This window comes from Pseudomonas sp. DWRC2-2 (genome assembly GCF_049897885.1).
Lineage (GTDB): Bacteria > Pseudomonadota > Gammaproteobacteria > Pseudomonadales > Pseudomonadaceae > Aquipseudomonas > Aquipseudomonas azotoformans_A.
The window spans coordinates 266,374-291,395 of sequence record NZ_JAFCXD010000004.1 but is presented as its reverse complement, the minus strand read 5'-3'; the positions used below and the strand labels follow the sequence as shown (position 1 = coordinate 291,395).

At 61.1% G+C, this 25,022-nt stretch carries 21 protein-coding genes; 1 reads left to right on the top strand and 20 read right to left on the bottom strand.

Annotated features, from left to right (window positions below; genetic code table 11):
- Positions 1-105: 105 nt before the first annotated feature.
- The 18 genes from ACP7EW_RS20180 to hutU all read right to left on the bottom strand — a co-directional run bounded on the left by ACP7EW_RS20180 (position 106) and on the right by hutU (position 22,830).
- On the bottom strand, positions 106-903 hold the full coding sequence (locus ACP7EW_RS20180) for a transporter substrate-binding domain-containing protein (RefSeq protein WP_025999974.1): 798 nt from the start codon (positions 901-903) through the stop codon (positions 106-108).
- 219 nt (positions 904-1,122) lie between these two features.
- On the bottom strand, positions 1,123-1,923 hold the full coding sequence (locus ACP7EW_RS20175; RefSeq protein ID WP_426219223.1) for a transporter substrate-binding domain-containing protein: 801 nt from the start codon (positions 1,921-1,923) through the stop codon (positions 1,123-1,125).
- 186 nt (positions 1,924-2,109) lie between these two features.
- Positions 2,110-4,680 (bottom strand): glucans biosynthesis glucosyltransferase MdoH, encoded by a 2,571-nt coding sequence (mdoH, locus tag ACP7EW_RS20170; protein WP_033897727.1) that lies wholly within the window; start codon positions 4,678-4,680, stop codon positions 2,110-2,112.
- Positions 4,673-6,409 (bottom strand): glucan biosynthesis protein G, encoded by a 1,737-nt coding sequence (locus ACP7EW_RS20165; RefSeq protein ID WP_426219220.1) that lies wholly within the window; start codon positions 6,407-6,409, stop codon positions 4,673-4,675. The genes mdoH and ACP7EW_RS20165 overlap by 8 nt, the downstream gene beginning before the upstream one ends.
- A gap of 267 nt (positions 6,410-6,676) precedes the next feature.
- The gene (gene dtd / locus ACP7EW_RS20160; protein WP_033897726.1) at positions 6,677-7,114 is read right to left on the bottom strand and encodes a D-aminoacyl-tRNA deacylase; all 438 of its coding nucleotides are present in this window, start codon (positions 7,112-7,114) and stop codon (positions 6,677-6,679) included.
- Positions 7,111-8,082, bottom strand: a complete 972-nt coding sequence (gene pip / locus ACP7EW_RS20155) for a prolyl aminopeptidase (RefSeq protein WP_033897725.1) — start codon at positions 8,080-8,082, stop codon at positions 7,111-7,113. Before pip ends, dtd begins: the two co-directional genes overlap by 4 nt.
- Positions 8,083-8,227: 145 nt before the next feature.
- On the bottom strand, positions 8,228-9,121 hold the full coding sequence (locus ACP7EW_RS20150) for an alpha/beta hydrolase (protein WP_426219218.1): 894 nt from the start codon (positions 9,119-9,121) through the stop codon (positions 8,228-8,230).
- Complete coding sequence (locus tag ACP7EW_RS20145; protein ID WP_426219216.1) at positions 9,118-10,050, bottom strand: choline ABC transporter substrate-binding protein; 933 nt, start codon at positions 10,048-10,050, stop codon at positions 9,118-9,120. Before ACP7EW_RS20145 ends, ACP7EW_RS20150 begins: the two co-directional genes overlap by 4 nt.
- 129 nt (positions 10,051-10,179) lie before the next feature.
- Positions 10,180-10,980 carry an N-formylglutamate deformylase gene (gene hutG, locus ACP7EW_RS20140; protein WP_426219214.1) on the bottom strand — a complete coding sequence of 267 codons (801 nt, stop codon included), beginning with the start codon at positions 10,978-10,980 and terminating at the stop codon, positions 10,180-10,182.
- Between the two features lie 12 nt (positions 10,981-10,992).
- Positions 10,993-12,198, bottom strand: a complete 1,206-nt coding sequence (hutI, locus tag ACP7EW_RS20135) for an imidazolonepropionase (protein WP_426219212.1) — start codon at positions 12,196-12,198, stop codon at positions 10,993-10,995.
- A gap of 15 nt (positions 12,199-12,213) precedes the next feature.
- Positions 12,214-13,620 (bottom strand): amino acid permease, encoded by a 1,407-nt coding sequence (locus ACP7EW_RS20130; protein ID WP_426219210.1) that lies wholly within the window; start codon positions 13,618-13,620, stop codon positions 12,214-12,216.
- A 160-nt stretch (positions 13,621-13,780) separates the two neighbouring features.
- On the bottom strand, positions 13,781-15,319 hold the full coding sequence (hutH, locus tag ACP7EW_RS20125) for a histidine ammonia-lyase (protein ID WP_156717472.1): 1,539 nt from the start codon (positions 15,317-15,319) through the stop codon (positions 13,781-13,783).
- Positions 15,320-15,351: 32 nt separating this feature from the next.
- A complete protein-coding gene (hutH, locus tag ACP7EW_RS20120) occupies positions 15,352-16,860 on the bottom strand; it encodes a histidine ammonia-lyase (RefSeq protein ID WP_426219208.1) in 1,509 nt (502 codons plus the stop codon).
- A 16-nt stretch (positions 16,861-16,876) separates the two neighbouring features.
- Positions 16,877-17,701, bottom strand: coding sequence for a quaternary amine ABC transporter ATP-binding protein (locus ACP7EW_RS20115; RefSeq protein WP_005783958.1), 825 nt, complete (start codon positions 17,699-17,701; stop codon positions 16,877-16,879).
- Positions 17,698-18,549 carry an ABC transporter permease gene (locus ACP7EW_RS20110; RefSeq protein ID WP_028615386.1) on the bottom strand — a complete coding sequence of 284 codons (852 nt, stop codon included), beginning with the start codon at positions 18,547-18,549 and terminating at the stop codon, positions 17,698-17,700. Before ACP7EW_RS20110 ends, ACP7EW_RS20115 begins: the two co-directional genes overlap by 4 nt.
- A 71-nt stretch (positions 18,550-18,620) precedes the next feature.
- The gene (locus ACP7EW_RS20105) at positions 18,621-19,586 is read right to left on the bottom strand and encodes an ABC transporter substrate-binding protein (protein ID WP_426219206.1); all 966 of its coding nucleotides are present in this window, start codon (positions 19,584-19,586) and stop codon (positions 18,621-18,623) included.
- A 69-nt stretch (positions 19,587-19,655) separates the two neighbouring features.
- On the bottom strand, positions 19,656-21,101 hold the full coding sequence (locus ACP7EW_RS20100) for a purine-cytosine permease family protein (RefSeq protein WP_426219204.1): 1,446 nt from the start codon (positions 21,099-21,101) through the stop codon (positions 19,656-19,658).
- A gap of 43 nt (positions 21,102-21,144) precedes the next feature.
- Positions 21,145-22,830, bottom strand: a complete 1,686-nt coding sequence (gene hutU / locus ACP7EW_RS20095; protein WP_426219202.1) for a urocanate hydratase — start codon at positions 22,828-22,830, stop codon at positions 21,145-21,147.
- A gap of 454 nt (positions 22,831-23,284) precedes the next feature.
- Here hutU and ACP7EW_RS20090 point away from each other — a divergent pair, with 454 nt between their 5' ends.
- The gene (locus tag ACP7EW_RS20090) at positions 23,285-23,683 is read left to right on the top strand and encodes a hypothetical protein (protein ID WP_156487790.1); all 399 of its coding nucleotides are present in this window, start codon (positions 23,285-23,287) and stop codon (positions 23,681-23,683) included.
- Between the two features lie 42 nt (positions 23,684-23,725).
- Here ACP7EW_RS20090 and ACP7EW_RS20085 read toward each other — a convergent pair whose 3' ends face one another.
- Together ACP7EW_RS20085 and hutC are read right to left on the bottom strand one after the other, a co-directional pair.
- Positions 23,726-24,283, bottom strand: a complete 558-nt coding sequence (locus ACP7EW_RS20085; protein WP_033897716.1) for a HutD/Ves family protein — start codon at positions 24,281-24,283, stop codon at positions 23,726-23,728.
- Positions 24,280-24,990 (bottom strand): histidine utilization repressor, encoded by a 711-nt coding sequence (hutC, locus tag ACP7EW_RS20080; RefSeq protein WP_232920667.1) that lies wholly within the window; start codon positions 24,988-24,990, stop codon positions 24,280-24,282. Before hutC ends, ACP7EW_RS20085 begins: the two co-directional genes overlap by 4 nt.
- Between the last annotated feature and the right edge of the window lie 32 nt (positions 24,991-25,022).

Genomic DNA, 25,022 nt, shown 5'->3' with positions numbered 1-25,022 from the left:
CTTCGCGAGCAAGCCCGCTCCCACACTTGATCGCATTCTCATGTTGGAACTCGGTCAAGTGTGGGAGCGGGCTTGCTCGCGAAGGGCACGACTCGGTCTAAAGCCTTATTCCATGTCCTTGAGCCACTCGGAGCTCTTGAACCACTTGTCATGGATGCGATCGTAGGTGCCGTCGTTGCGGATCTGGTGCAGGAAGTTGTTGATGAAGTTGATGCTGTCGTAGTCGCCTTTCTTCAGGCCGAACGCCAAAGGTTCGAAGGTGAAGGGTTCTTCCAGGTAGACCAGCTTGCCGTTACCGACCTTTTTCTCGGCCACAACGTTGTACGGCGCGTCATACACAAAGGCATCGGCCTTGCCGTTGACCACGTCCAGCACGCCTTCCTGCTCGTTGTCATAGCCGTGGTACTTGGCCTTGGAGATCAGCTTCTTGGCCACCATTTCGCCGGTGGTGCCGAGCTTGGAGGTCAGGCGGTATTTCTCGTCGTTCAGGTCTTTGTAGGACTTGATGGTGCCTTCCAGTTCCTTGCGGATCAGCAGGGTCTGGCCGACCACGATGAAGGGTTCGCTGAAGTTCAGGCGCAGGTTGCGTTCCTGGGTCAGGGTCATGCCGCTGCCGATCATGTCGAACTTGTTGGTCAGCAGGGCCGGGATGATGCCGTCGTAGCCGGTGGAGATTGGCTCGAACTTGACGCCCATGGACTTGGCCATGGCCTTGAGGATGTCCACTTCGAAACCGATGATTTCGCCGCGTTTGTTGGTCATCTGGAACGGCATGTAGGTCGGGTCCATGCCGACTTTCAGCGTGCCGCGCTTGACCGCATCATCGATGGCACCGGCCTGGGCCGCATTGACCGCGACCAGCGCGGTGACGCCAAGCAGCAGCATCGAAAGATACTTTTTCATCATCAAGTCCCCTGAACGATTCTTATGAGGTCGGCGCGCAAACGGGCTGCACCATTTCGGGGTGCGATCCTAACCCACTCGCCTGCTGTCACAAAGGTTTCACAGCTATTTGTTGTCGGCGTATGTCGGAAAAGCCCCACAACCGCGCAGCAAAGGGCAGATGTAGACACGTGCAAGGTCGATGGAAACAACTGCTTGATGTGTAAGCAGTTATGACTTTCAGTCGATCTCCGCCAACCAGGCGGTCTCTTTAAACCACTTATCGTGAAGACGATCGTAGGTGCCGTCCTGGGCAATCTGGTTGAGAAAATGGTTGATCCAGTTGAGGCTGTCGAAATCGCCCTTTTTCAAGCCAAACGCCAGCGGTTCAAACGTGAAAGGTTGCTCGAGCGCCAGTAGCGTGGTGTTTTCCGGGCGGTTCAGGGCGATCAGGTTGTAGGGCGCGTCATAAATAAAAGCATCTGCCTTGCCCTGTACCACTTGGCGTACTCCTTCCTCCGGTGTTGAGAAGCTGCTGAGTCGGGCCGCCCCTAGAAACCGTCGCGCCGCCAGCTCGCCGGTGGTGCCTTCAGTGGTGGCGATCCGGTAGCTGGCGTCGTCCAGGTCTTCGACACTGCCGACCTTACCCGCCAGGCTCGGGTGCAACAGTACGGACTGGCCGACCACTATGAACGAGTCGCTGAAGTTCAGCTTGAGGTTGCGCTCCTGGGTGACCGTCATGCCGCTGCCGATCAGGTCGAATTTCTTCGCCTGCAACCCCGCCACCAGCTCGGTGTAGGGCACCGCGACCAGCTCAAGTTGCACACCCAGCGCTTGACTCATGACGCTGAGCAGGTCGATTTCAAAGCCGATGATTCGCCCTTGTTTGTCGGTCATTTCGAAGGGCACATAGGTGGGTGTGGTGCCGACTTTCAGCACGCCGCGTCGCACGGCGTCGTCAATCGCACCGGCCTGCGCCAACCCCGTGTGAATCAATGCAGCAGCGCTTAGCAGCAGCGCCAAACAATAGCCTTTGCTCATGAATACCCCTATGGCACGTCCAAATCCGGGGCGATGCTAACTCAGTTACGGGCACGGCAAAATGCCTCGGACGAGGGACTTTTGTTTCGAAAAAACAAGACGTTAGCAGGAGATAGGAGGGAGCGAAAAACGCTGTAGGACCAGCGCTTGGAACGCCCCCGAGGAGGACCCTCGGGGGCGTCTGAATCAGGCCGGTTGGGCCTGGGACGACAGCGGTTGCAGCGGCAGCAACGGCGCGTGCGGATCAGCCTTGATCGAGTCACGCCAGGCGGCGAGCCACTCGGCATGGCCTTCGTTCCAGACGTGCTCATGCAGGCGAGCCAGGGCGACCGGGTCGCTGAGCAGGGCCAGGCGTTCGCCGTTGTTGAGGCCGGCCGGGCCGACTTTCAACGCGTGACGCACACGTTCGGTACGCAGGTACTCGATCGGCTCCGCTTCACGGTGACGCGAGGTCGCCAAGGCGCAGGCCAGGGCGTTCTGCTGCGGGTCGACCACCGAGCGCACGAAGCCATCGTTCAGCGCATGCCAACGGTTTTCGTGGGTGTACTGCTCGGTCGACAGCAACGCTTGCGGCGGATTGTATTCCTCGGGGATCAGGAACAGGCTCTCGTCGCGGGACTTGAGGCCCAGCCCGACACGGCTGGAGATCACCGACACCGGGATCGACAGCATCAGCGACCCCACGATCGGCACCAACCACCACAGGAAGCTCGGGTTCAACCACACCACCAGCAGGGCCCACAGGAAGCCCAACACGGTTTGCGGACCGTGGCGCTTGACCGCTTCGCTCCATGGGGTGGAGTCGTCGTCACGCTGCGGCGAATTCCAGGTTGCGGCCCAGCCGAGGAACGCGGCGAGTACGAAGCGGGTGTGGAAGATCATCCGCACCGGCGCCAGCAGCATGGAGAACAGCATCTCCAGCAGCATCGACAAGGTCACCTTGAACTTGCCGCCGAACTCTTTCGCGCCCTTGGCCCAGATCAGGATGATGCTCAGCAGTTTCGGCAGGAACAGCAACACGATGGTGGTGGAGAACAGCGCCACCGCCTTGTCCGGATGCCATTGCGGCCACAGCGGGTACAACTGGCGTGGCGCCATGAAGTACTGCGGTTCCATCAGGGTGTTCACCGCCAGCAGGGCCGTGGACAGCACCAGGAACAGGAACCACAACGGCGCCGACAGGTAGGACATCACGCCGGTCAGGAACACCGCACGGTGCACCGGGTGCATGCCCTTCACCAGGAACAGGCGGAAGTTCATCAGGTTACCGTGGCACCAGCGACGGTCACGCTTGAGTTCGTCCAGCAGGTTCGGCGGAAGTTCTTCGTAGCTGCCCGGCAAATCGTAGGCAATCCACACGCCCCAGCCGGCACGGCGCATCAACGCCGCTTCAACGAAGTCGTGGGACAGGATGGAACCGGCGAACGCGCCTTTGCCCGGCAACGGCGCCAGGGCGCAGTGCTCGATGAACGGCTTCATGCGGATGATTGCGTTGTGACCCCAGTAGTGGGACTCACCCAGCTGCCAGAAGTGCAGGCCGGCGGTGAACAGCGGGCCATACACGCGGGTAGCAAACTGCTGCATGCGCGCATACAGGGTGTCCATGCCCGACGCACGCGGCGCGGTCTGGATGATCCCGGCATCCGGCGTGGCTTCCATCAGGCGTACCAGGCTGGTCAGGCATTCGCCACTCATCACGCTGTCTGCGTCAAGCACCACCATGTACTTGTAGTCACCGCCCCAACGACGGCAGAAGTCGTCGAGGTTGCCGCTCTTGCGCTTTACGCGACGGCGACGGCGGCGATAGAAGATCTTGCCGAAGCCACCGGCTTCGCGGCACACGTCGAGCCAGGCTTGCTGTTCGGCGATGCAGATGTCGGCGTCATTACTGTCGCTGAGCACGAAGAAATCGAAGCGGTCCAGGTCACCGGTGGCGGCGACCGATTCGAACGTGGCGCGCAAACCGGCGAATACCCGAGGCACGTCTTCGTTGCAGATCGGCATCACCAGCGCGGTACGGGCGTCTTTCGGAATCGGCTCGTCACCGGCACTTTTACCGGAGATTCGGTATTTATCGTGACCCGTCAGCAATTCCAGGAAGCCCATCAACGCGGTCCAGAAACCCGCCGATACCCAGCAGAACAGGATCCCGAACATGATCAGGATGCTGGTTTGCAGGGCGTAAGGCAGTACCTGGGTGGCGGTTTGCAGCAGGGTCTGGTTGCGGATTTCGTCGAAGTCGACCAGCGACCAGCCCTGGTACGGCATGATGCCTTTCATGTACCAGCCAGCCACGATGGTCTGGCCGAGCATCAGCACCAGCAGGATGTAACGACGGATCGAACCGACGGTACGCCAGCGCGCGGCCGGCAATACACGCTCATCCTTCGGCGGCGCCGGAGGATTGCTGCGCCCGGTGAGTCGGCGCCAGCCGCGCACCAGGATATTGGTGCGCCACGGCTCCGGCACCACGCGGGTACGACGGATTGGCGGCGTGGCCTTCAGGCACACGCGACCGGCGGCGTCGACCGCCAGCATTTCCGCGTCTTGCAGCTCTTCGGCGGTGTTGAGGGTCAACCGCGTGCCAACCGACGCCTGGGCGGCGTCGACCGGCGCGTCGAAGGTCGAGGACGACAAGCGTTCGTGCAACTCGGTGAAGGATGTGCAGCCCGCCAATTCGGCGCGCTGCTCAGCGGTCATCGGTAGATGCGCCAGATACTCCTGCAGAGTTTCTGGCTGGACTTGAGAATTACTCATCGGCAGGCAACTGATAGCTCCAGGTTTCGGTCAGGACTTGTTCGGTCTTGATCGGCTCCGGTGTGGCTGGGGCAGCTTCTGGCTGCTTGGCTTCCTTGTCTTTTGCGTCTTTCTTGGCCTGTTTCTCGTGCTGCTTGGCCAGGACCTTATCAGCCTTGAGCACGTGGCTCGAGTCCTGTTCAGGCGCAGGTGGGGCAACATCTTGCACCAGCGCCGCGCGCATTTCGGTCGGCTTGCCTGCGTCCTTGATCTTCATGCGCAGGGTCAGGCGCCAGCCTTTGATGTGTTCGTTGTAGCGCACGCTGTTTTCAACCAGTTCAGCGTTGTCGCTGACACTGACTTGGCTGCGAACCGCGGCATCCGACGGCAGGGCCTTGAGGGACGGGCCCTCGAAGTCCACCAGGTAGGCCACGCTGCCGTCAGGCTGGCGGATCAGGTTGGATTGCTTCACATCACCGGTAGAACGCAGGGTCTGCTTGACCCAGGCGCTGTCGGCCGGGTGCAAGGCTTTTTCGTCCATGGTCCAGTGCAGGCGGTAGGAAACGTCCAGCGGCTTGCCAACTTCCGGCAGTTCCGCAGGGCTCCAGAACGCAACGATGTTGTCGTTGGTTTCATCGGCAGTCGGAATCTCTACCAGGTTGACGGTGCCTTTGCCCCAGTCGCCCTCAGGCTCGATCCAGGCGCTTGGGCGCTTATCGTAGTTGTCGTCGAGGTCTTCGTAGTGGCTGAAGTCGCGACCACGTTGCAGTAGGCCGAAACCTTTCGGGTTCTCTACGGTGAAGTTGCTGACCGACAGGTGTTTAGGGTTGTTCAGTGGACGCCAGATCCACTCGCCATTACCGGCATGGATCGACAGACCGCTGGAATCGTGCAGCTCACGACGGTAGTTCAGCACTTTGGAAGGCTGATTCGCGCCGAACAGGTACATGCTGGTCAACGGGGCAACGCCCAGTTTGCTGACCTTGTCGCGCAGGAACATCTGGGATTTCACGTCGACAATGGTGTCGGTGCCCGGACGCAGGATCAGGCGATACGCGCCGGTCGCGCGTGGGGAGTCCAACAGGGCAAAAATCACCAGTTGTTTCTCACCCGGCTTTGGACGCTCGATCCAGAACTCGGTGAAACGCGGGAATTCTTCGCCGGACGGCAATGCAGTGTCGATCGCCATGCCACGGGCAGACAGACCGTACGCCTGGCCCTTGCCGACTACGCGGAAGTAGCTCGCGCCGAGCATGGTCATGATTTCGTCTTGTTTGTCGGCCTTGTTGATCGGGTACAGCACACGGAAGCCGGCATAACCCAGCTGTTCGGTGGCTTTAGGATCAAACTTCACGTCGCCGAAATCGAAGCGCGTCGGGTCGTATTTGATTTCCTGGACGCTGTCGGCGGTGACTTCGTTGATTTTCACCGGTGTATCGAAGTGCATACCCTGGTGATAGAAGGACAGCTTGAACGGGGTGTTTTGATCAGCCCACTCGGCTTTTTCGTTGCGGAAACGAATCTTCTGATAGTCCGCGAACTTCATTTCGCGGAATTCGTTCGGCAGATTGCTGCGCGGAGCTTCGTATTTCTGCCCGGCCAGCTCTTTTGCCTTGGCCGACACATCATCCAGACTGAATGCCCACAGTTGACCCGCGCCGAACAGGCAAAACAGGGCGGAGCCCGTCACCAGTGCGTTTCGTAACCGTTTGGCAGACAATTTTGGTGCATTACAGGGACTAACAATCACGAGCAACCCTCGCCGAAAACAGATCAAAAAACCAACGGCCAGCTATCTATATGCCAGGTTGGCGAGCATTGTTCCGACTCCCCTGGGGCAAAATGATTCCCCATGGGTTGTCGGACAAGTCTCTACCTAAGTCAAAAATGGACCAAACAACGCTGATCCCCGTAGCGCGCGATTATCTAGTAGCCCGCGAAACAACGCATCAGGGATAACGAAGTATTTGTAGCGAAACCCTGCGTTTTTAGGCATTAAAAGTCGTTTTTAATACATTCACGTCTGCAAGAGGAAGGTCACAGGGCCATCATTGACCAAATGCACCTGCATATCGGCGCCAAAACGCCCCGACGCCACCTTGCCATGCAATTGTTGCGCTTGTAACAGCAAGTGATCAAAAAGCGCCGCTCCCAGGGCCGGCGGGGCCGCTGTAGAGAAGCTCGGCCGCAGCCCGCTCTTGGTATCGGCCGCCAGGGTGAACTGCGACACCAGCAGCAAACCGCCGTCGATATCCTTCAACGACCGGTTCATCTTGCCTTCGTCGTCGCTGAACACCCGATAGTTCAACAGCTTGTGTAACAGCTTATCGGCACTCTCCGGCGTATCCGCAGGCTCGACGGCCACCAGCACCAGCAACCCCTGGTCGATGGCGCCGACGATTTCGCCCGCGACCTCGACCCGGGCGCCGCGCACCCGTTGCAGCAGGCCCTTCATGCTTCTTCGGGCGGCAGGTCGAGCAAGCGACGTGCCATCTGGCTGGTCGCCCGCACCAAGGCATCGGTGATGCCGGGCTCGGACGCGGCATGGCCGGCCTCGCGAATCACCTGCAACTCACTGTTGGGCCACGCCTGGTGCAACTCCCAGGCGTTATCCAAAGTGCAAATCATATCGTAGCGCCCGTGAATGATTACGCCAGGCAGATGGGCGATCTTGTGCATATCGCGGATCAGCTGGTTGGGCTCCAGGAAGGAGTTGTTGGTGAAGTAGTGGCACTCGATCCGCGCGATGGACAGCGCGCGCTGCGGCTCGGAAAACCGCTCCACATGCTGCGGGCTCGGGCACAGGCCGAGCATGCGCCCTTCCCAGCCGGACCAGGCCTTGGCCGCGTGCATCTGGGCGATCTGGTCGTTGCCGGTGAGGCGCTTGTGGTAGGCCGCGATCATGTCGTGGCGCTCTTCCGGCGGGATCGGCGCAATGTAGTCCTGCCAGTAATCCGGGAACAGGCGGCTCGCGCCTTCCTGGTAGAACCAATGGATGTCCTGCGGCCGGGCCAGGAAAATGCCGCGCACGATCAGGCCGAGCACACGTTCGGGATGGGTTTGCGCGTAGGCCAGTGACAGGGTCGAGCCCCACGAACCGCCGAACAGCACCCACTTATCGATGCCCAGATGCTCGCGGATGCGCTCAAGGTCGGCGACCAGGTCCCAGGTGGTGTTGTTTTCCAGGCTGGCGCGCGGGGTGGAGCGCCCGCAGCCACGCTGGTCGAAGGTGACGATGCGGTACAAGTTAGGGTCGAAATAGCAACGGCTCTGGGCATCACAACCGGAACCCGGGCCACCATGGATAAAGACGACGGGCAAGCCTTCGGGGGAGCCACTTTCATCGACGTACAGCGTGTGGATGTCATCGACGGCCAGATCGTGCCGGGCGTGGGGTTTGATCTGCGGGAACCAAGTCTGCATTGCGCGCTCCGTAAGGGGTCGGGTTCATCCCTGGGGGGACGTCTTTTATTTTGCCGTCTGGCACTATAAACCCGAATTGTGCAATGAGCATGTCCTAGAGCGCTTAGACCTGTGTCAGCCCTTCGCTCCCCAGGTAATCCAGCAATTAATCGTAGAGCTGGTCCACTTCAGGCACCTGCCGCCGCGCACGCAGGCAGCCGTGGACCAGGCCTTTGCCGGGATACAGCACGGCGGCCACGCCTGCCGCTTGCAGGCGTTCGGCGTAGAGCATGCCGTCGTCGCGCAGCGGGTCGAACTGGGCCACGGCGATCAACGCCTTGGGCAAACCGCTGAAGTCTGCGGCCAGCAGCGGCATCGCGTAGGGTGACGGGTTGCCACTGCCCTGCAGGTACAGCGCCAGGTAGCCATCGGTGTCGGCGCTGCTGAGCAAGGGCGCGTCCATGCAGTCGCGCCGCGATGGCAAGTCGCAGGGGCCGCCCAACCCCGGATAGATCAAGACCTGGGCGCGCGGCAACGGTTGCCCGTCGTCGCGCAATCCCATACACAATGCTGCCGCCAGGTTGCCGCCTGCACTGTCGCCCATGACCACCAGGCGCCGCAGGTCGATGGCATACGGCGCCTGCCTCGCCTGGATGGCCTGCCACACGGCGCGACAATCTTCATAGGCGGCCGGGAACGGGTGTTCAGGCGCCAGCCGGTAATCGATGGCGATCACCAACACCTGCAAGGCCATGGCCAGCTCGAAGCAGATGAAATCGTGGGAATCCAGCCCGCCGACGACCCAACCGCCGCCGTGCATATAAAGGAGGCAAGGCCAGCCATCAGCAGGAACCGGCGAGGTCGGCAGATAACTGCGCACGCCTACGCCAGCCAAGGTCAAGTCCTCGACCTGCAAGCCTTCGGGTTTCGCCGGCGTGAATGCCCGGCACATGCGGTCATAGTTTTGGCGCAACCCCGCCAGCGACGAGTCGTCGCTGGTGAAGGACTCCGTCTTCTTCACGAACGCTGCCAGCTCAGGCGAAATAGGGTATCGACTCATTTAAGACTCGCCTGCACTGCCGCCGCCCCATCGCTGCCATCGAACGCCTTGACCCCAGCCAGCCAGCGCTGCAAATCCTCGGGGTGATCACGCAGCCATTGCTTGGCCACGTCCTGCGGCGATTTGCGCTCCATGATCGGCACCATCAACTGGCTTTCCTGGGCAGCAGTGAAGGTGAGGTTTTCCAACAGGCGATTGGCATTGGGGCAGCGCTCGGCAAAATCCGGCGCAGTGACGGTGGAGACGGTGGCGCGGCCTTCGTCGGGGCCGAATACGTCTTCACTGCCGGTGAGATAGGCCATCTTCATATTGATGTTCATCGGGTGCGGGGTCCAACCGACGAACACCACGAATTCCTTGCGATTCACCGCGCGCTGCACCGCTGCCAGCATCCCGGCTTCACCGGAGGCAACCAACTTGAAGCCGCCAAGGCCGAAGCGGTTGGTGTCGATCATTTTCTGGATATCGGTGTTGGCACCGCTGCCCGGCTCGATGCCATAGATCTTGCCGCCGAGCTTGTCCTTGAAACGGGCGATATCGGCGAAGGTCTTCAAGCCCGCATCCGCCACGTATTGCGGCACGGCCAGGGTGGCCTGGGCGTCGGCGAGACTGGGCGCCTCGAACACCTTGACCTGCTTGGCCGCCAGGAACGGCGCGATGTTGTTGTCCATCGCCGGTTTCCAGTAACCGAGGAAAATATCCAGGCGCTTGTCGCGGATGCCGGCAAAGATGATCTGCTGCACGGCGCTGGTCTGCTTGCTGTCGTAGCCGAGGCCATTGAGCAGCACGTCGGCCATGCCGGAAGTGGCGACCACGTCGGTCCAACTGACCACGCCCATGCGGATGTTCTTGCAGGAGGCCGGTTCGGCGGCCATGGCGTTGGCGCTGAGCAACGCGGCGCCGGTGAGGGTCAACAACAGTTTTTTCATGGGAGAGGTCTCACTCGGCAGCTTTATTGTAGGAGTGGCGTCTGACGCGCCGTATCCACAACCTTACCCAGCGAGACCTCGATAAAAGCGACCTGTGGCGACCGGGTTTTGCACCCAGGCGACAGACGGTCAGCCGTAGCGCTTCTGCCCCCACGCCAACAAACCTTGCAACAATTGCTTCAACACCACCCGCGTCGGCTCGGCCAGATCCGCTCGATACCGGAACGGCTCGAACTCTTCCATATAGGCGCTCTGGCACAACTCCAGCTGCACCGCGTGGATATCCTGGGCCGGGTCACCGTAATGCCGGGTGATATGGCCGCCCTTGAAACGCCCGTTCAAGACATGGGTGTACTGCGGATACGCCGCGCAAATGGCTTCCAACTGGCTGGCCAGTTCCGGATCACAGGCGGCGCCGTTGAAGGTGCCGAGGTTGAAGTCCGGCAGCTTGCCGTCGAACAGGTGCGGGATCACCGAACGGATCGAGTGCGCATCGAACAGCAGCGCGTAGCCGAACTCGGCCTTGAGCCGTGCCAGTTCCTCCTGCAGGGTGCGGTGATACGGGCCCCAAATTTTCTGCAAGTAACTGGCGCGCTCGGTCTCGTTCGGCTCCAGCCCCTCGCGGAACAAGGGCACGCCGTCGAACAGCGTCGCCGGATACAGCCCGGTGGTGGCGCCGACATACAGCGGCTTGTCGTCGGATGGCCGGTTCAGGTCGATCACAAATCGTGAATATTCGGCCGACAAAGTGCTGGCACCCAGCGCCTCGGCAAAGTCATACAACGTGGGGATGTGCCAGTCGGTGTCCGGCAGGCTTTGCGCCTCAGGAATCAACCCCGCCTCGACAGCAGGCGTCAGGCGCAGGCCGGCGTGGGGCATGCTGATCAGCAGCGGCACACGGCCTTGTTTGAAGTTCAGAACCTTATCCACGAACAGTACTCCTCAAACAGTGACATCGACGCCATGGCGTACGACGCGTTTATCCAGCTCGCCGCCCAGCCAATAGGCCAGGTCGGCAGGACGATCAATCTGCCAGGCGACGAAGTCCGCGACCTTGCCCACTTCCAGGGAGCCGTGGCTGTCGCCCATGCCCAGTGCGGTCGCCGCATGTTGAGTGGCGCCCGCCAAGGCTTCTTCCGGGGTTATGCGGAACAGTGTGCAGGCCATGTTCAGCATCAGGCGCACCGACAGCGCCGGCGAGGTGCCGGGGTTGAGGTCGCTGGCGATGGCGATCTTCACGCCGTGCTTGCGCAGGGCGTCCATCGGCGGCAACTGGGTTTCGCGCAGGAAGTAGAACGCGCCCGGCAGCAGCACCGCGACGGTGCCAGCAGCGGCCATGGCGATGGCGTCTTCTTCGGTCATGAACTCCAGGTGGTCCGCCGACAGCGCCTGGTAACGCGCCGCCAGGCTGGAGCCGTGCAGCGACGAGAGTTGCTCGGCGTGCAGTTTCACCGGCAGGCCGAGTTGCCGGGCAACCTTGAACACGCGCTCCACTTGCTCGGTGGAAAACGCCAGGTATTCACAAAACGCATCCACCGCGTCCACCAGCCCTTCCGCCGCCAAGGCCGGCAGCATCTCGGCGCAGATGTGCTCGATGTAGTCGTCGGCGCGGTCCTTGTATTCCGGCGGCAACGCGTGGGCCGCCAGGCACGTGGCGCGCACGCTGACCGGCAGCGCTTCACCGAGGCGACGGGCGACGCGCAGCATCTTGCGTTCGTTGACCAGGTCCAGGCCGTAGCCGGACTTGATCTCCACGGTGGTCACGCCATCGCGTAGCAGACTGCGCAGGCGTTTTTCAGCGCTGGCAAACAGTTCATCTTCCGTCGCCGCACGGGTGGCACGCACAGTGCTGGCAATACCGCCGCCCTTGGCCGCGATCTCGGCGTAGCTCACGCCTTCGAGGCGTTGCTCGAATTCGCCGCTGCGGTTGCCGCCGAACACCGTGTGGGTGTGGCAGTCGATCAGCCCGGGGGTGACCCACGCGCCTTGCAGGTCATGCACCTGGGCGTAATCCGCCGTGGGTGCCTGGCTGCGGGGGCCGATCCACTCGATGAGCGAACCGACGGTCACCATGGCGGCATCCTCGATGATCGAGTATTTGCCCTGTGCCATGGTTGCGACGTGGCAGTGTTGCCAAAGCGTTTTCATCAACGCCTCCCTAGATTAACGATGAGACGAAGCCGGGTCGTAATGGACCTTGGCCGCTTGCCCGGCAGCGGGCTTGACCCACAGCAGGTAAGCCACCACCAGCAGAACGATCCACACAGCACCGACCAGCAAAGCGGCCTGGGTGTCCGGGAAGTAACCCAGCACGCCAAACACGAACAGCATGAACACAATGGCGGCCGCCGGCGCATAGGGCCAGAACGGCACGGGGAATTTCAGTTCGGCCACCTGCTCTTTAGTCATCGAACGGCGCATGGCGACCTGGGTGAACAGGATCATCAGCCACACCCACACGGTGGCGAAGGTGGCAATCGAGGCGATCAGCAGGAACACGTTTTCCGGGATCAGGTAGTTGAGCACCACACCGCCGAGCAGCGCCGCGCCCATCACCACCACAGTCATCCACGGCACGCCGTGTTTCGACAATTGCGCAAAGCCTTTGGGCGCCTGCCCTTGCTGGGCCAGGCCGTACATCATGCGGCCGGCGCCGAAGATGTCGCTGTTGATCGCCGAAACCGCCGCCGAGATCACCACGATATTGAGGATGGTCGCCGCCGAGCCGATGCCGAGGTTGCTGAAGATCTGCACGAACGGGCTGCCCTGGCTGCCGATTTGCGGCCATGGATAAATGGCCATCAGCACGAACAGGGTCAGCACGTAGAACAACAGGATGCGCAGCGGTACGGCGTTGATCGCCTTGGGGATCACGCGCTGTGGGTCCTTGGCTTCACCGGCGGTGATGCCGATGATTTCGATGCCGCCAAAGGCAAACATCACCACCGCGAACGAGGCGATTAGGCCGCCGATGCCATTAGGCATGAAGCCGCCATGGGCCCAAAGATTGCTGAGGCCGCTGGCCTGGGTTTCACCGGCTGAATGAATGCCGAACAGCATGATGCCAAACCCACCGAGGATCATCGCCACGATGGCGCCGACCTTGAGCAGCGACAGCCAGAACTCCATTTCGCCAAACACTTTGACGTTGCACAGATTCAGGCCGCCGATCAAAAACACAATGCCGAGCACCCAGACCCAGCGCGCGACGTCGGGAAACCAGAAGCCCATGTAGATACCGAAGGCGGTGACGTCGGCCAGGCAGACGATGATCATTTCAAAGGCGTAGGTCCACCCGAGGATAAACCCGGCCATGGGGCCCAGGTAGGTGCTGGCGTACTGGCCGAACGAACCGGCCACCGGGTTGTGCACGGCCATTTCGCCGAGGGCGCGCATCACCATGAATACAGCGGCGCCGCCGATCAGGTAGGCCAGCAGCACAGCGGGACCGGCCATCTGGATGGCGGAGGCGGAGCCATAGAACAGCCCGGTGCCGATCGCGGAACCGAGTGCCATGAAGCGAATATGTCGGGCGCTTAGTCCGCGTTTCAAACCCTTTTCCTGATGCATTTCTCGTCCCTAATTATTTTTATCCTGAGAAAGTTTTGCGCTGCGAACGCTCAACTGTGGGAGCTGGCTTGCCTGCGATGGCGGTGTATCAGTCACCAACTTTTTAACTGACAGATAGCTATCGCAGGCAAGCCAGCTCCCACCTGGATCTGCGTCAGCCTTAGAGGCTCGGCAGCAGCTTGGCCGGCACCAGCTCATTCAGGCAGCGGCTGGCGAGCAGTTCGCTGGCGGCGTTGATGTCCGGCGCAAAGAAACGGTCCTTCTCATAGAACGCCACTTTGTCGCGCAGGATCCCGCGCGCTTTTTCCAGCGCAGGCGAGGTTTTCAGGCCTTCGCGCAGGTCCAGGCCCTGGCACGCGGCCAGCCACTCCACGGCGAGAACGCCACGGGTGTTCTCGGCCATTTCCCACAGGCGCTTGCCCGCAGCCGGGGCCATCGAAACGTGGTCTTCCTGGTTGGCCGAGGTCGGCAGACTGTCGACGCTATGGGGATGGGCCAGCGCCTTGTTTTCGCTGGCAAGCGCGGCAGCGGTCACCTGGGCGATCATGAAGCCGGAGTTCACACCACCATTGCCCACCAGGAACGGCGGCAGTTGCGACATGTGCTTGTCCATCATCAGCGAGATACGGCGCTCGCTGAGCGAGCCGATTTCAGCGATGGCCAGTGCCATGTTGTCGGCGGCCATGGCCACCGGTTCGGCGTGGAAGTTACCGCCGGAAATCACGTCACCTTCGGCGGCAAAGACCAGCGGGTTATCCGATACGGCGTTGGCTTCTACCACCAGCACCTCGGCGGCCTGGCGGAACTGGGTCAGGCACGCGCCCATGACTTGCGGCTGGCAGCGCAGCGAGTATGGGTCCTGCACCTTGTCGCAGTTCTGGTGCGACTGAGACACCTGGCTGCTTTCGCCCAGCAGGTGACGATAGGCTGCTGCTGAATCGATCTGCCCACGCTGGCCGCGTGCGGCATGAATGCGTGCGTCGAACGGTGAGCGCGAACCCAGCACCGCTTCCACGGTGAGTGCGCCGCACGCCAGGGCACCGGCGAACAGGTCTTCGCCTTCGAACAGGCCACGCAGGGCGTACGCGGTGGACACCTGGGTGCCGTTGAGCAGCGCCAGGCCTTCTTTGGCGGCGAGGGTCAGCGGCGTCAGGCCGGCAACTTTCAGCGCGTCGGTGGCTTCCAGCCATTCGCCCTTGTAGCGCGCCTTGCCTTCGCCCAGCAGCACCAGGGACATGTGCGCCAAGGGCGCCAGGTCGCCGGACGCACCGACTGAACCTTTCAGCGGAATATGCGGGTACACCTCGGCGTTGATCAGCGCGATCAGCGCGTCGATCACCTGGCGGCGGATCCCGGAGAACCCACGGCTGAGGCTGTTGACCTTGAGTACCATGACCAGCCGCACCAGGGCATCGCTGATCGGCTCACCGACGCCGGCGGCGTGGGACAGCACCAGGGAACGCTGGAGGTTTTCCAGGTCTTCGCTGGCGATGCGGGTCGAGGCCAGCAGGCCGAAACCGGTGTTGATGCCGTAGGCGGTGCGGTTCTCGGCGAGAATCTGCTCCACGCAAGCAACACTGGCGTCGATCTGCGCCGTGGCGCTGTCATCCAGACTGAGGGTTACCGGCTGCTGGTAGATGGCTCGCAGTTGGGCAAGGCTCAGTTGGCCTGGAATCAGGTTTAGCGCAGTCACATTCATACTCCTTTTGAATTGTTCTTTTGAATAAGGCTTCAGTGCAAATTCGGTAAGTCGGTGCTTTTGAGCAGTTGGGCAGCGGCCGCAATGTCCGGCGCCAGCCAGCGGTCCTGCTCGTAGGCCGGGACCACTTCACGCAACAGGCGCCAGGCGCGGTCGGTGCCGGCGCCGAAGCGCTGGTCCTTCAAGAATTCGAACGCCTGGGCCGCCAGCAAGTACTCGATGGCGAGGATCTGCGTCACGTTGGCCAACACCTGGTGCAGCTTGAGCGCGGCATTGGTGCCCATGCTCAGGTGGTCTTCCTGCAGGCCCGAGGTGACGAAGTTGTCGAGCACCGCTGGTTGCGCCAACTGGCGGTTTTGCCCACACAGCGAAGCGGCGACGTACTGCACGATCATCATCCCGGAGTTGACCCCAGGGTTGCTCACCAGAAACGCCGGCAAGCCACTGACGTGCGGGTTGATCAAGCGGTCCAGGCGGCGTTCGGCCACCGAGCCGATTTCGGCCATGGCGATTGCCAGCATGTCCGCCGCCAGAGCCACGGATTGTCCGTGGGGGTTGGCCTGGGACACCACGCGGTAAAGGTCTGGCGTGCCGAGTACCAGCGGGTTGTCGGTGGCGCTGTTGAGTTCGGTCTCGATCTGGCGGGTGGCGTGTTCCACCTGGTCGCGGGCTGCACCGTGGATCTGTGGGATCGAACGGATGCTCAAGGCGTCCTGGGTGCGGATGCCTTTGCTGCTGGCGATCACTTCACTGCCATCGAGCAAGGCGCGCAGGTTGATGCCGACGTGTTGCATGCCAAGGTGCGGTTTTAAGGCGATGATCTCTTCGTCAAACGCGTCGATCTGACCGCGCTGGGCTTCAAAACTCATGGCGCCGATCACGTCGGCCCATTGCAGCAAGTGATGGGCGTCGGCCAGGGCGAGGCAGCTCAGGCCGGTCATGCACGGCGTGCCGTTGACCAGGCACAGGCCGTCTTTGGCGCCGAGCACGACCGGATGCAATCCTTCCGCGCTTAAGGCCTCTTGAGCCGGAACGATGCGGCCTCGGTAACTCACATTGCCCACGCCTAACAAGGCCACGCCCACATGCGCCATGTGGGTCAGGTAACCCACCGAACCCTGGGACGGCACTAGCGGTGTGATGCCGTGGTTGAGCAGCGCCAGCAACGAATGCACCACCTGCGGATGCAGGCCGGATTTGCCGTGGCTGTAGTTGATGATCGCCGCGCAGATGATCGCGCGGGTCTGCTCGTCGCTCAACACCGGGCCAACGCCACAGGCATGGCTCAGCAAAGTATTGCGCGACAGCTGGCTGAGCTGCTCGCCCTTGAGCGACACATTGCACAGCGCGCCCAGGCCGGTGTTCACGCCATAGGCGCGCTCACCGCTGGTGACAATGCGTTGCACGATGGCCTGGGCATTGTCGATGCGTGCCCAGGCCTGGCCCGAGAGCTCGAGCACCGCGCCGTGGCGGGCGACGGCGACAACGTCCTGCCAGCGCAGCGGGGCGTCGGCAATGATGATTTTTTCAGCCTGGAACATGGTTGACCTCTTCAATTCAAACCACCGCCGCCCGCCGCTGAACAAACCGATCCACATACTCATCCGCCGGCGAATGAAGGATTTCCCGAGGGGTGCCAACCTGGATCAGCTTGCCGTCCTTGAGGATCGCAATGCGGTTGCCAATGCGCACGGCCTCGTCGAGGTCGTGGGTGATGAACACGATGGTTTTGTGCAGGGTCTTTTGCAGCTCCAGCAACTGGTCCTGCATCTCGGCGCGGATCAGTGGGTCGAGTGCACTGAAAGCCTCGTCCATCAGGATGATGTCGGTGTCCGCCGCCAAGGCGCGGGCCAGGCCGACGCGCTGGCGCATGCCGCCGGAGAGCTGGTGCGGGTATTTGTTTTCGTAGCCCTTGAGGCCCACGGTTTCGATCCAGTGCAGGGCGCGTTCGGCGCAGACCTGCTTGGTTTCGCCACGCACTTTCAGGCCGTAGGCGACGTTGTCGAGCACGCTCTTGTGGGGCAGCAGGCCGAAGCTCTGGAACACCATGCTGATCTTGTGCCGACGGAATTGGCGCAGGGCCTCCATGTCCAGTTGCAGGATGTCTTCGCCGTCCACCAGGATCGCGCCGCTGGTGGGGTCGATCAGGCGGTTGAAGTGGCGCACCAGGGTGGACTTGCCGGAACCCGACAGGCCCATGATCACGAAGATCTCGCCAGTGCCGATGCTCAACGACAAATCGTTCACGCCGACCACGCAACCGGTCTCGGCCAGCACCTGGTCCTTGGTCTTGCCCTGGCCGACCATGGCCAGCGCATCCTTGGAGCGGGCGCCGAAGATCTTGAAGACGTTTTTAACTTCGATTTTGCTGACAGTAGTCATTTGCTCGCCTCATGCCGTGGACGACCATAGGCCTGGGTAATGCGGTCGATGACCACTGCGAGAATCACGATCGCGAGCCCGGCTTCGAGGCCACGGCCGACGTTGAGGGTCTGGATGCCGACGAGCACGTCTTCACCCAAGCCACGGGCTCCGATCATCGAGGCGATCACCACCATCGACAGCGCCATCATGGTGGTCTGGTTGATCCCGGCCATGATGCTCGGCAACGCCAGCGGCAGTTGCACGCCGAACAGTTGCTGCCAGCGGTTGGCCCCAAAGGCGTTGATGGCTTCCATGACTTCGCCGTCGACCTGGCGAATGCCCAGGTCGGTAAGGCGAATCAGCGGCGGCGCGGCGTAGATCACGGTGGCGAAAATCGCCGGGACTTTACCCAGGCCGAACAGCATCAGCACCGGAATCAGGTACACGAAGCTCGGCATGGTTTGCATGATGTCGAGCAGCGGCATCAACACCGAGCGCAGGCGATTGCTGCGTGCGGACAGAATGCCCAGCGGAATACCGATCAACACCGAGATCACCGTGGCGACCATCATCAAGGCCAGGGTCTGCATCAGCTTGTCCCACAGGCCAACCGCGCCCACCAGGAACAGCAAACCGACGATCACCGCCGTGGTCACCACCTTGCGGGTGGCGTGCCAGGCGACGCCGCCGACGATGGCCAGCATCAGCCACCAGGGCGCTGCGCGCAGCAGCCCTTCCAGGTTGACGATGGCCCATAGCAGGGTGTCAGAAATGTGCCGGAACACATCACCGTAGTTGGTGACCAATGAGTCCACCCAACCGTTGACCCAGTCGGCGATGGAAAACGTAAAACTCTCAGGAAACATATCGTGCTCTCGATCCAGTGGGTTGTGGCCAGGCGCCCGGCTGCCCCTCAGGGTAGCCGGGCACGCTTGACCTACAAGGCCGCGTCGATTTTCTTGGCTGCGTCGTCGCTCACCCAGGCGTGCCAGACTTCAGGATGTTCCTTGAGGAAAATTTTCGCCAGTTTTGGCGACTCAATTCGCTCCTTGGCCATGCGACCCAGGTTCTGGTTCAGCAGGTCGATCGGCAGGTTGACCTTTTCCAGCACGGCCACCAGTTCCGGGGCTTGCTCGTGGAAGGTCTTGGAAAGGCCGACCTTGATGCTCACGCTTTTATCCACACCGGGTTTTTCTTCCAGCTTGACCAGGTCGACCTGGCCCATCAGCGGGGTTGGCGACCAGTAGTAGAACAGGATCGGCTCGCCGCGCTTGTAGCTCGACAACACCGCGGCATCCAACGCCGGGCCGGTGCCTGGGCGGAAGTTGGTGTAGGAATTTTCCAGGCCGTAGCTTTTCAGCATTTCGCTGTTGTCCAGCTCGCAGGTCCAACCGGCCGGGCAGTTGTAGAAACGGCCTTTGGAGGGTTCTTCCTGGTCCTTGAACACCGAGGCGTACTTGGCCAGATCGGCAATATTTTTCAGGTCGGGGGCCTTGGCTTCCAGCTTGCGTTTGGCATCGCCTTCGATCACATAACGCGGCACGTACCAGCCTTCGATGGCACCGACTACCGGGGCGCCGACGCCGACGACTTTGCCGGCCTTCTCGGCCTTGTTCCAGACTTCACTGCGGCCCACCCATTCTTCGGCGAAGACCTGGATGTCGTTGCTGCTCAGGGCGTTTTCCATGGTGATGGAGTTGCCCGGCAGGCTGTCGGTTTTGCAGTCGTAGCCTTTTTCCAGCACGGTTTGCAGGATGTCGGTGAGCAACATGCCGCTTTCCCAGTTCAGGCCTGCGAATTTGACCGGCTTGCCGGACTCGCACCAGCCGGCCGCCTGGGCGCCAGCGGAGGCGAGCAAACCTGCAGAGAGCAAGGTGGCCATCAGGGTCTTATGCATTTTCATTGTTGTGACGCTCCCAATCTTGAAATGGATTACGGCAGTCAGTAGGCATCCTGCCCTGTCCACGTCCCATCAGGCTTGTGTCGCCAGCCCGTTTGTTGTTGGTATAGCGCCCTGCTCTGTTGGCAGGATCAGTTGATCGGGCACCGTGCCGTGCCATTTTTTCGCACACAGGTAATACAGCGCTGCCGGCAGTACCAGACCGATGATCCAGGAAATGTCCACATCACCCAGCGCGGCCACCAAAGGACCGGTGTAGAACTTGGTGGAGATGAACGGCAATTGCACCAGCACGCCGAACACGTACACGCTGATCCCCAGCAGGTTCCAGCGCCCGTAGCGACCGTTCGGATCGGCCAGCGCCGGCACGTCATAACGCTCACGAGTGATGCAGTAGTAGTCCACCAGGTTGATCGCGCTCCAGGGCGTGAAGAACGCCAGCAGGAACAGGATGAAAGACTTGAACGCGCCGAGGAACGAATGCTGACCGAGCAAGGCGATCAAGGTTGCGGTGCCGACAATCGCCAGCACGAACACCAGGCGTTGCAAGCGCGTGACCTCCAGGCGGCCACGGAAGCCGCTGATGATGGTGGCAATGCACATGAAGCTGCCGTAGGAGTTCAGCGTGGAGATGGTGACCTTGCCGAACGCGATGCTGAAGTACAGCAGCGCCGCAGTGGCCCCCGTGCCACTCAAGCCGACGATGTAGGCCACTTCGTGACCGGCGAACTGCCCGTTGGACATGGCCGCGGCAAACACGCCAAGGGTCATCGCCACCTGCGCCCCAATCACCGAACCCGCGCCAGCCGCGAAAAAGGTCTTCACCGAAGACGTCCTGCTCGGCAGATAGCGTGAATAGTCAGCCACATAAGGGCCGAAGGCGATTTGCCAGGATGCCGCGAGCGACACCGCGAGCAAGAAGCTGCTCCAACTGAAGTGGCGGATTTGCAGGAGTGCGCCAACGTCGGTCTGGCCTATCAGACGGCTGAACAAGTAGACAAAGGCAATCACCCCAATAACGCTGGCGACACGACCGATGAAATGGATTACCCGGTAACCCAACACCGTGACCAGCACGATGACACTGGCGAAGATCAGGATGCCGACGCTGTCGCTGACCCCGAACAACTGGCCCAGCGCCTGACCGGACAATACCGTGCCGGTGGCGGTGAAGCCGAGGTACATCAGGCACACCAGCACGATCGGAATCGCCGCGCCGTACACGCCAAACTGCACCCGGCTGGAGATCATCTGCGGCAATCCCAGCTTGGGCCCTTGCGCCGCATGCAACGCCATCACGCCGCCGCCGATCAATTGACCGACCAACAGGCCGATCAACGACCAGAACACATCACCGCCCAGCACCACGGCCAAGGCCCCGGTGACAATCGCGGTGATCTGCAGGTTGGCACCCATCCACAGGGTGAACTGGCTCAATAGACGACCGTGTCTTTCCGCTTCCGGGATGTAGTCGATCGAACGTTTCTCGATCAACGGGGTGGTGTCATTTGCAGCCATGGATGTTCAACCTCTGATGGATTGTTTTCAGGGGGGTGCTGGCTTACTTGATCATCGGCAGGTTCAAGCCCTGCTCCTTGGCGCAATCAATCGCGATCTGGTAGCCGGCGTCTGCGTGACGCATCACGCCGGTGGCCGGGTCGTTGTGCAGTACTCGGGCAATACGCTCGGCCGCTTCGTCGGTACCGTCGCAGACGATGACCATGCCGGAGTGCTGGGAGAAGCCCATGCCCACGCCGCCGCCGTGGTGCAGCGAAACCCAGGTCGCGCCGCTGGCGGTGTTGAGCAAGGCGTTGAGCAGCGGCCAGTCGGACACGGCGTCGGAACCGTCCTGCATGGCTTCGGTTTCGCGGTTCGGGCTGGATACCGAGCCGGAGTCGAGGTGGTCACGGCCGATCACCACCGGTGCCGACAGCTCGCCGCTGCGTACCATTTCGTTGAACGCCAGGCCGAGCTTGGCGCGCTGGCCCAGGCCCACCCAGCAGATACGCGCCGGCAGGCCCTGGAAGCTGATGCGCTCGCGCGCCATGTCCAGCCAGTTGTGCAGGTGAGCGTCGTCGGGGATCAGTTCTTTGACCTTGGCGTCGGTCTTGTAGATGTCTTGTGGGTCGCCGGACAGTGCCGCCCAACGGAACGGGCCGATGCCACGGCAAAACAGTGGACGGATGTAGGCCGGGACGAAACCTGGGAAGTCGAAGGCGTTTTCCACGCCTTCTTCCTGGGCCATCTGGCGGATGTTGTTGCCGTAGTCGAAGGTCGGGATGCCTTGTTTCTGGAATTCCAGCATGGCTTTGACGTGAACAGCCATCGACTGCTTGGCGGCCTTGATCACAGCAGCCGGCTCGGTCTTGGCGCGGGCGCGGTATTCGTCCCAGGTCCAGCCGGCTGGCAGGTAGCCGTTGAGTGGGTCGTGGGCGCTGGTCTGGTCGGTGACCATGTCCGGGCGCACGCCGCGCTTGACCAGCTCCGGCAGGATTTCTGCGGCGTTACCCAGCAGGGCAATGGAGATGGCCTTGCCTTCTTTGGTGTACTTGGCGATACGCGCCAAAGCATCGTCGAGGTCGGTGGCTTGTTCGTCGACATAACGGCTGTTGAGGCGGAAGTCGATGCTGACCTGCTGGCACTCAATGTTCAGCGAGCACGCGCCGGCGAGGGTTGCGGCCAAAGGTTGCGCGCCGCCCATGCCGCCGAGACCGGCGGTGAGTACCCAACGGCCAGTCAGGTCGCTGTTGTAATGCTGGCGACCGGCTTCGACGAAGGTTTCGTAGGTGCCTTGGACGATGCCCTGGCTGCCGATGTAGATCCAGCTGCCCGCGGTCATCTGGCCGTACATGGCCAGGCCCTTGGCATCCAGTTCGTTGAAGTGTTCCCAACTGGCCCAGTGCGGCACCAGGTTGGAGTTGGCGATCAGTACACGCGGGGCATTGCTGTGGGTCTTGAACACGCCGACCGGCTTGCCGGATTGCACCAGCAGGGTTTCGTCGTCATTCAGGTTAGTGAGGCTCTCGACGATCTGGTCGTAGCACTCCCAGTTGCGCGCCGCACGGCCGATACCGCCGTACACCACCAATTCTTTCGGGTTCTCGGCCACTTGTGGGTCGAGGTTGTTCATCAGCATGCGCAGCGGCGCTTCAGTCAGCCAGCTTTTGGCGGTGAGCTTGTTACCGTGGGCGGCACGGATTTCGACGTCGCGGTATTTTGTAGGCTTGGCTCTAGAAAAATCGGTCACTGCTGGACTCCTCGGCACGATGCGCGAACATGGATGGTGCGAAGGAGAGTCTTACGCACACATCTTTACTTGTACATACAAGCATATGCAATCAAGCGGCCAACTTTAGAAAGGCGTCTTCGAGATTTTTTGTGGAGGGGTGTGCAAGCCTTGGAAATTGAGGCTTTGAGGCTTTATGAAATTTCTTACAGACGTTTCTTGCCGTGAGAGGGGATTGTCACCACAACGCAGCGTTGCGCCGCATTGGGGCATTCGGTAACAAAATGGTGCGCACGGTTGGGAAGCGAGGGTGGGCATGCGTAGCAGTGAAATAGCGCGCCTGGCCTGCCAGGCAAAAGGCGCGTCCCAGCGACGATTTTTCTGAGTTATCTGTAGCCCAGTAAAAACGGATTTTTTCGTATATTCAGTGGTTTAGAGTCGGCTTTCACACACCCAACACCCTGGAAGACTTATCGTGACCACTCTAAAACGGGCAGGCATCTTTATCGTACTCATGGCGACAAGCATGGCTTCAGTCCAGGCCATTGCCGCCACCTTTACTGCGACCCTTGATAAAACAGGAAAAGTTACTGCGCAGTCACCCAAGTGGATCAAGGACGTGAAACTCACCGCCCAACCTGATTACTTCTCCGATTACAAAGTCAGGTTTGTGCCGGGAGTGTTCAAGGACGCGCCACGGTTTTGCACCGTGTCGGTGACGGACGTCAGCTCCAATGATCACATCTTCTACGGCCACGCCAAGTTGGGGAGCGTCCCGGCGATCAACTACGTCAACGTTTTAACGCTGAAAGTGGGAGACAACAAACCCGCGGGCGATTCTTCGATGGGCTTTCAATTGATGTGCGTTAAGTAAACCCATCTCTCCATACTGGCTGAGCGCTGGTCATACAAGCGCTCAGCGGTTGCTCAGTTCGATAACACAACAGCGACCGCTCACGGCAACCTCCAGCAGGTCAGTGTTACCGTCCACTTGCAGGCAGTCGTGATGGCCAAGTTTCTGATCCAGCACCTTCACTTCATCCGCAACACTGAACACCAGCACCGTCTGCGCGGTGCTGAAGAAGCGCTGTTCGCCATCGATCCATTGCAGCCGTGCGTGGTAACGCTGGGGCGAATAGATCAGGTTGAAGTCGCGGATCGGCCCGGTGATCAAACGGCATGACACCTGGCTGTCACCCTTGAACGCAAAGGCTTGCAGCGGTAGCAACCCGCGCTGCTCCTCGCCGTCTACGGTCAACACCATGCCGGCGCCCTGGATCACGGTGATCACGCGCTGGTAGCCGGCAAAGGTGGAGAAGCCGCCGGATTCCGCGATATCCGCAATCGACAAGCGCCAACCAAAGCCATCCAGCCCTGTACCGGCATCACGGGTGATTTCTTCGGTGCTGCCGCCGCCGTTTTTCCAGGGCATGCGTACGTAATCGGCGGCGCGCCAGACTTTTACGGAACTCATTTACTGAAACGTCCTTCCAGGCTGTGACGGGAACCGGGGTGGATCAAACGCGCGGCGGTCACCGGCTGGCGACCCGACCAGGTGCGTCGGCGAATCAACAGGCACGGTTCGGTGGGTTCGATCTGCAGCAGCTTGCACTCGGCGGCGTCGGCAAGGATGGCTTCGACCACGTGCTCGCCTTCGGTCAGCGGCGCTACTTGGTTCAGGTAGGCGTACGGCGTTTGCTGGGTGAAATCCTGTTGCAGATATTCCGGCGCGACCAGGGCGTTGACGAAACGGTCTTCGATTTGCACGGGAATATCGTTTTCGAAGTGAACGATCAACGAATGGAAAACGCGCCCGCCTTCACGCATCTCCAAGGCGACGGCGCGCTCGGAACCGGCAGCCTCTTCGCCCAGGTGGATGACTTGGCAGGTATGCCGATGACCGCGGGAGGCGATCTCATCGGCAATGTTATGCACTTCGAATAGGGCTGACTGGCTCTTGGGCTCAGCGACAAAAGTGCCAACGCCTTGCATGCGCACCAACAAACCTTCAGCGGTGAGCTCGCGCAGGGCGCGGTTGATGGTCATGCGGCTGAAACCCAGCTGGCTGACCAGTTCGCTCTCCGACGGCACGCGGTAATGGGGCGGCCAGTTGCCGTTGAGAATCTGCTGGCTGATCATCTGTTTGACGCGGGCATACAAGGGCGCCGGACTTTCGTCCATGTGGGCAGCCAGCGAAGACTTGGCAGGCGGAG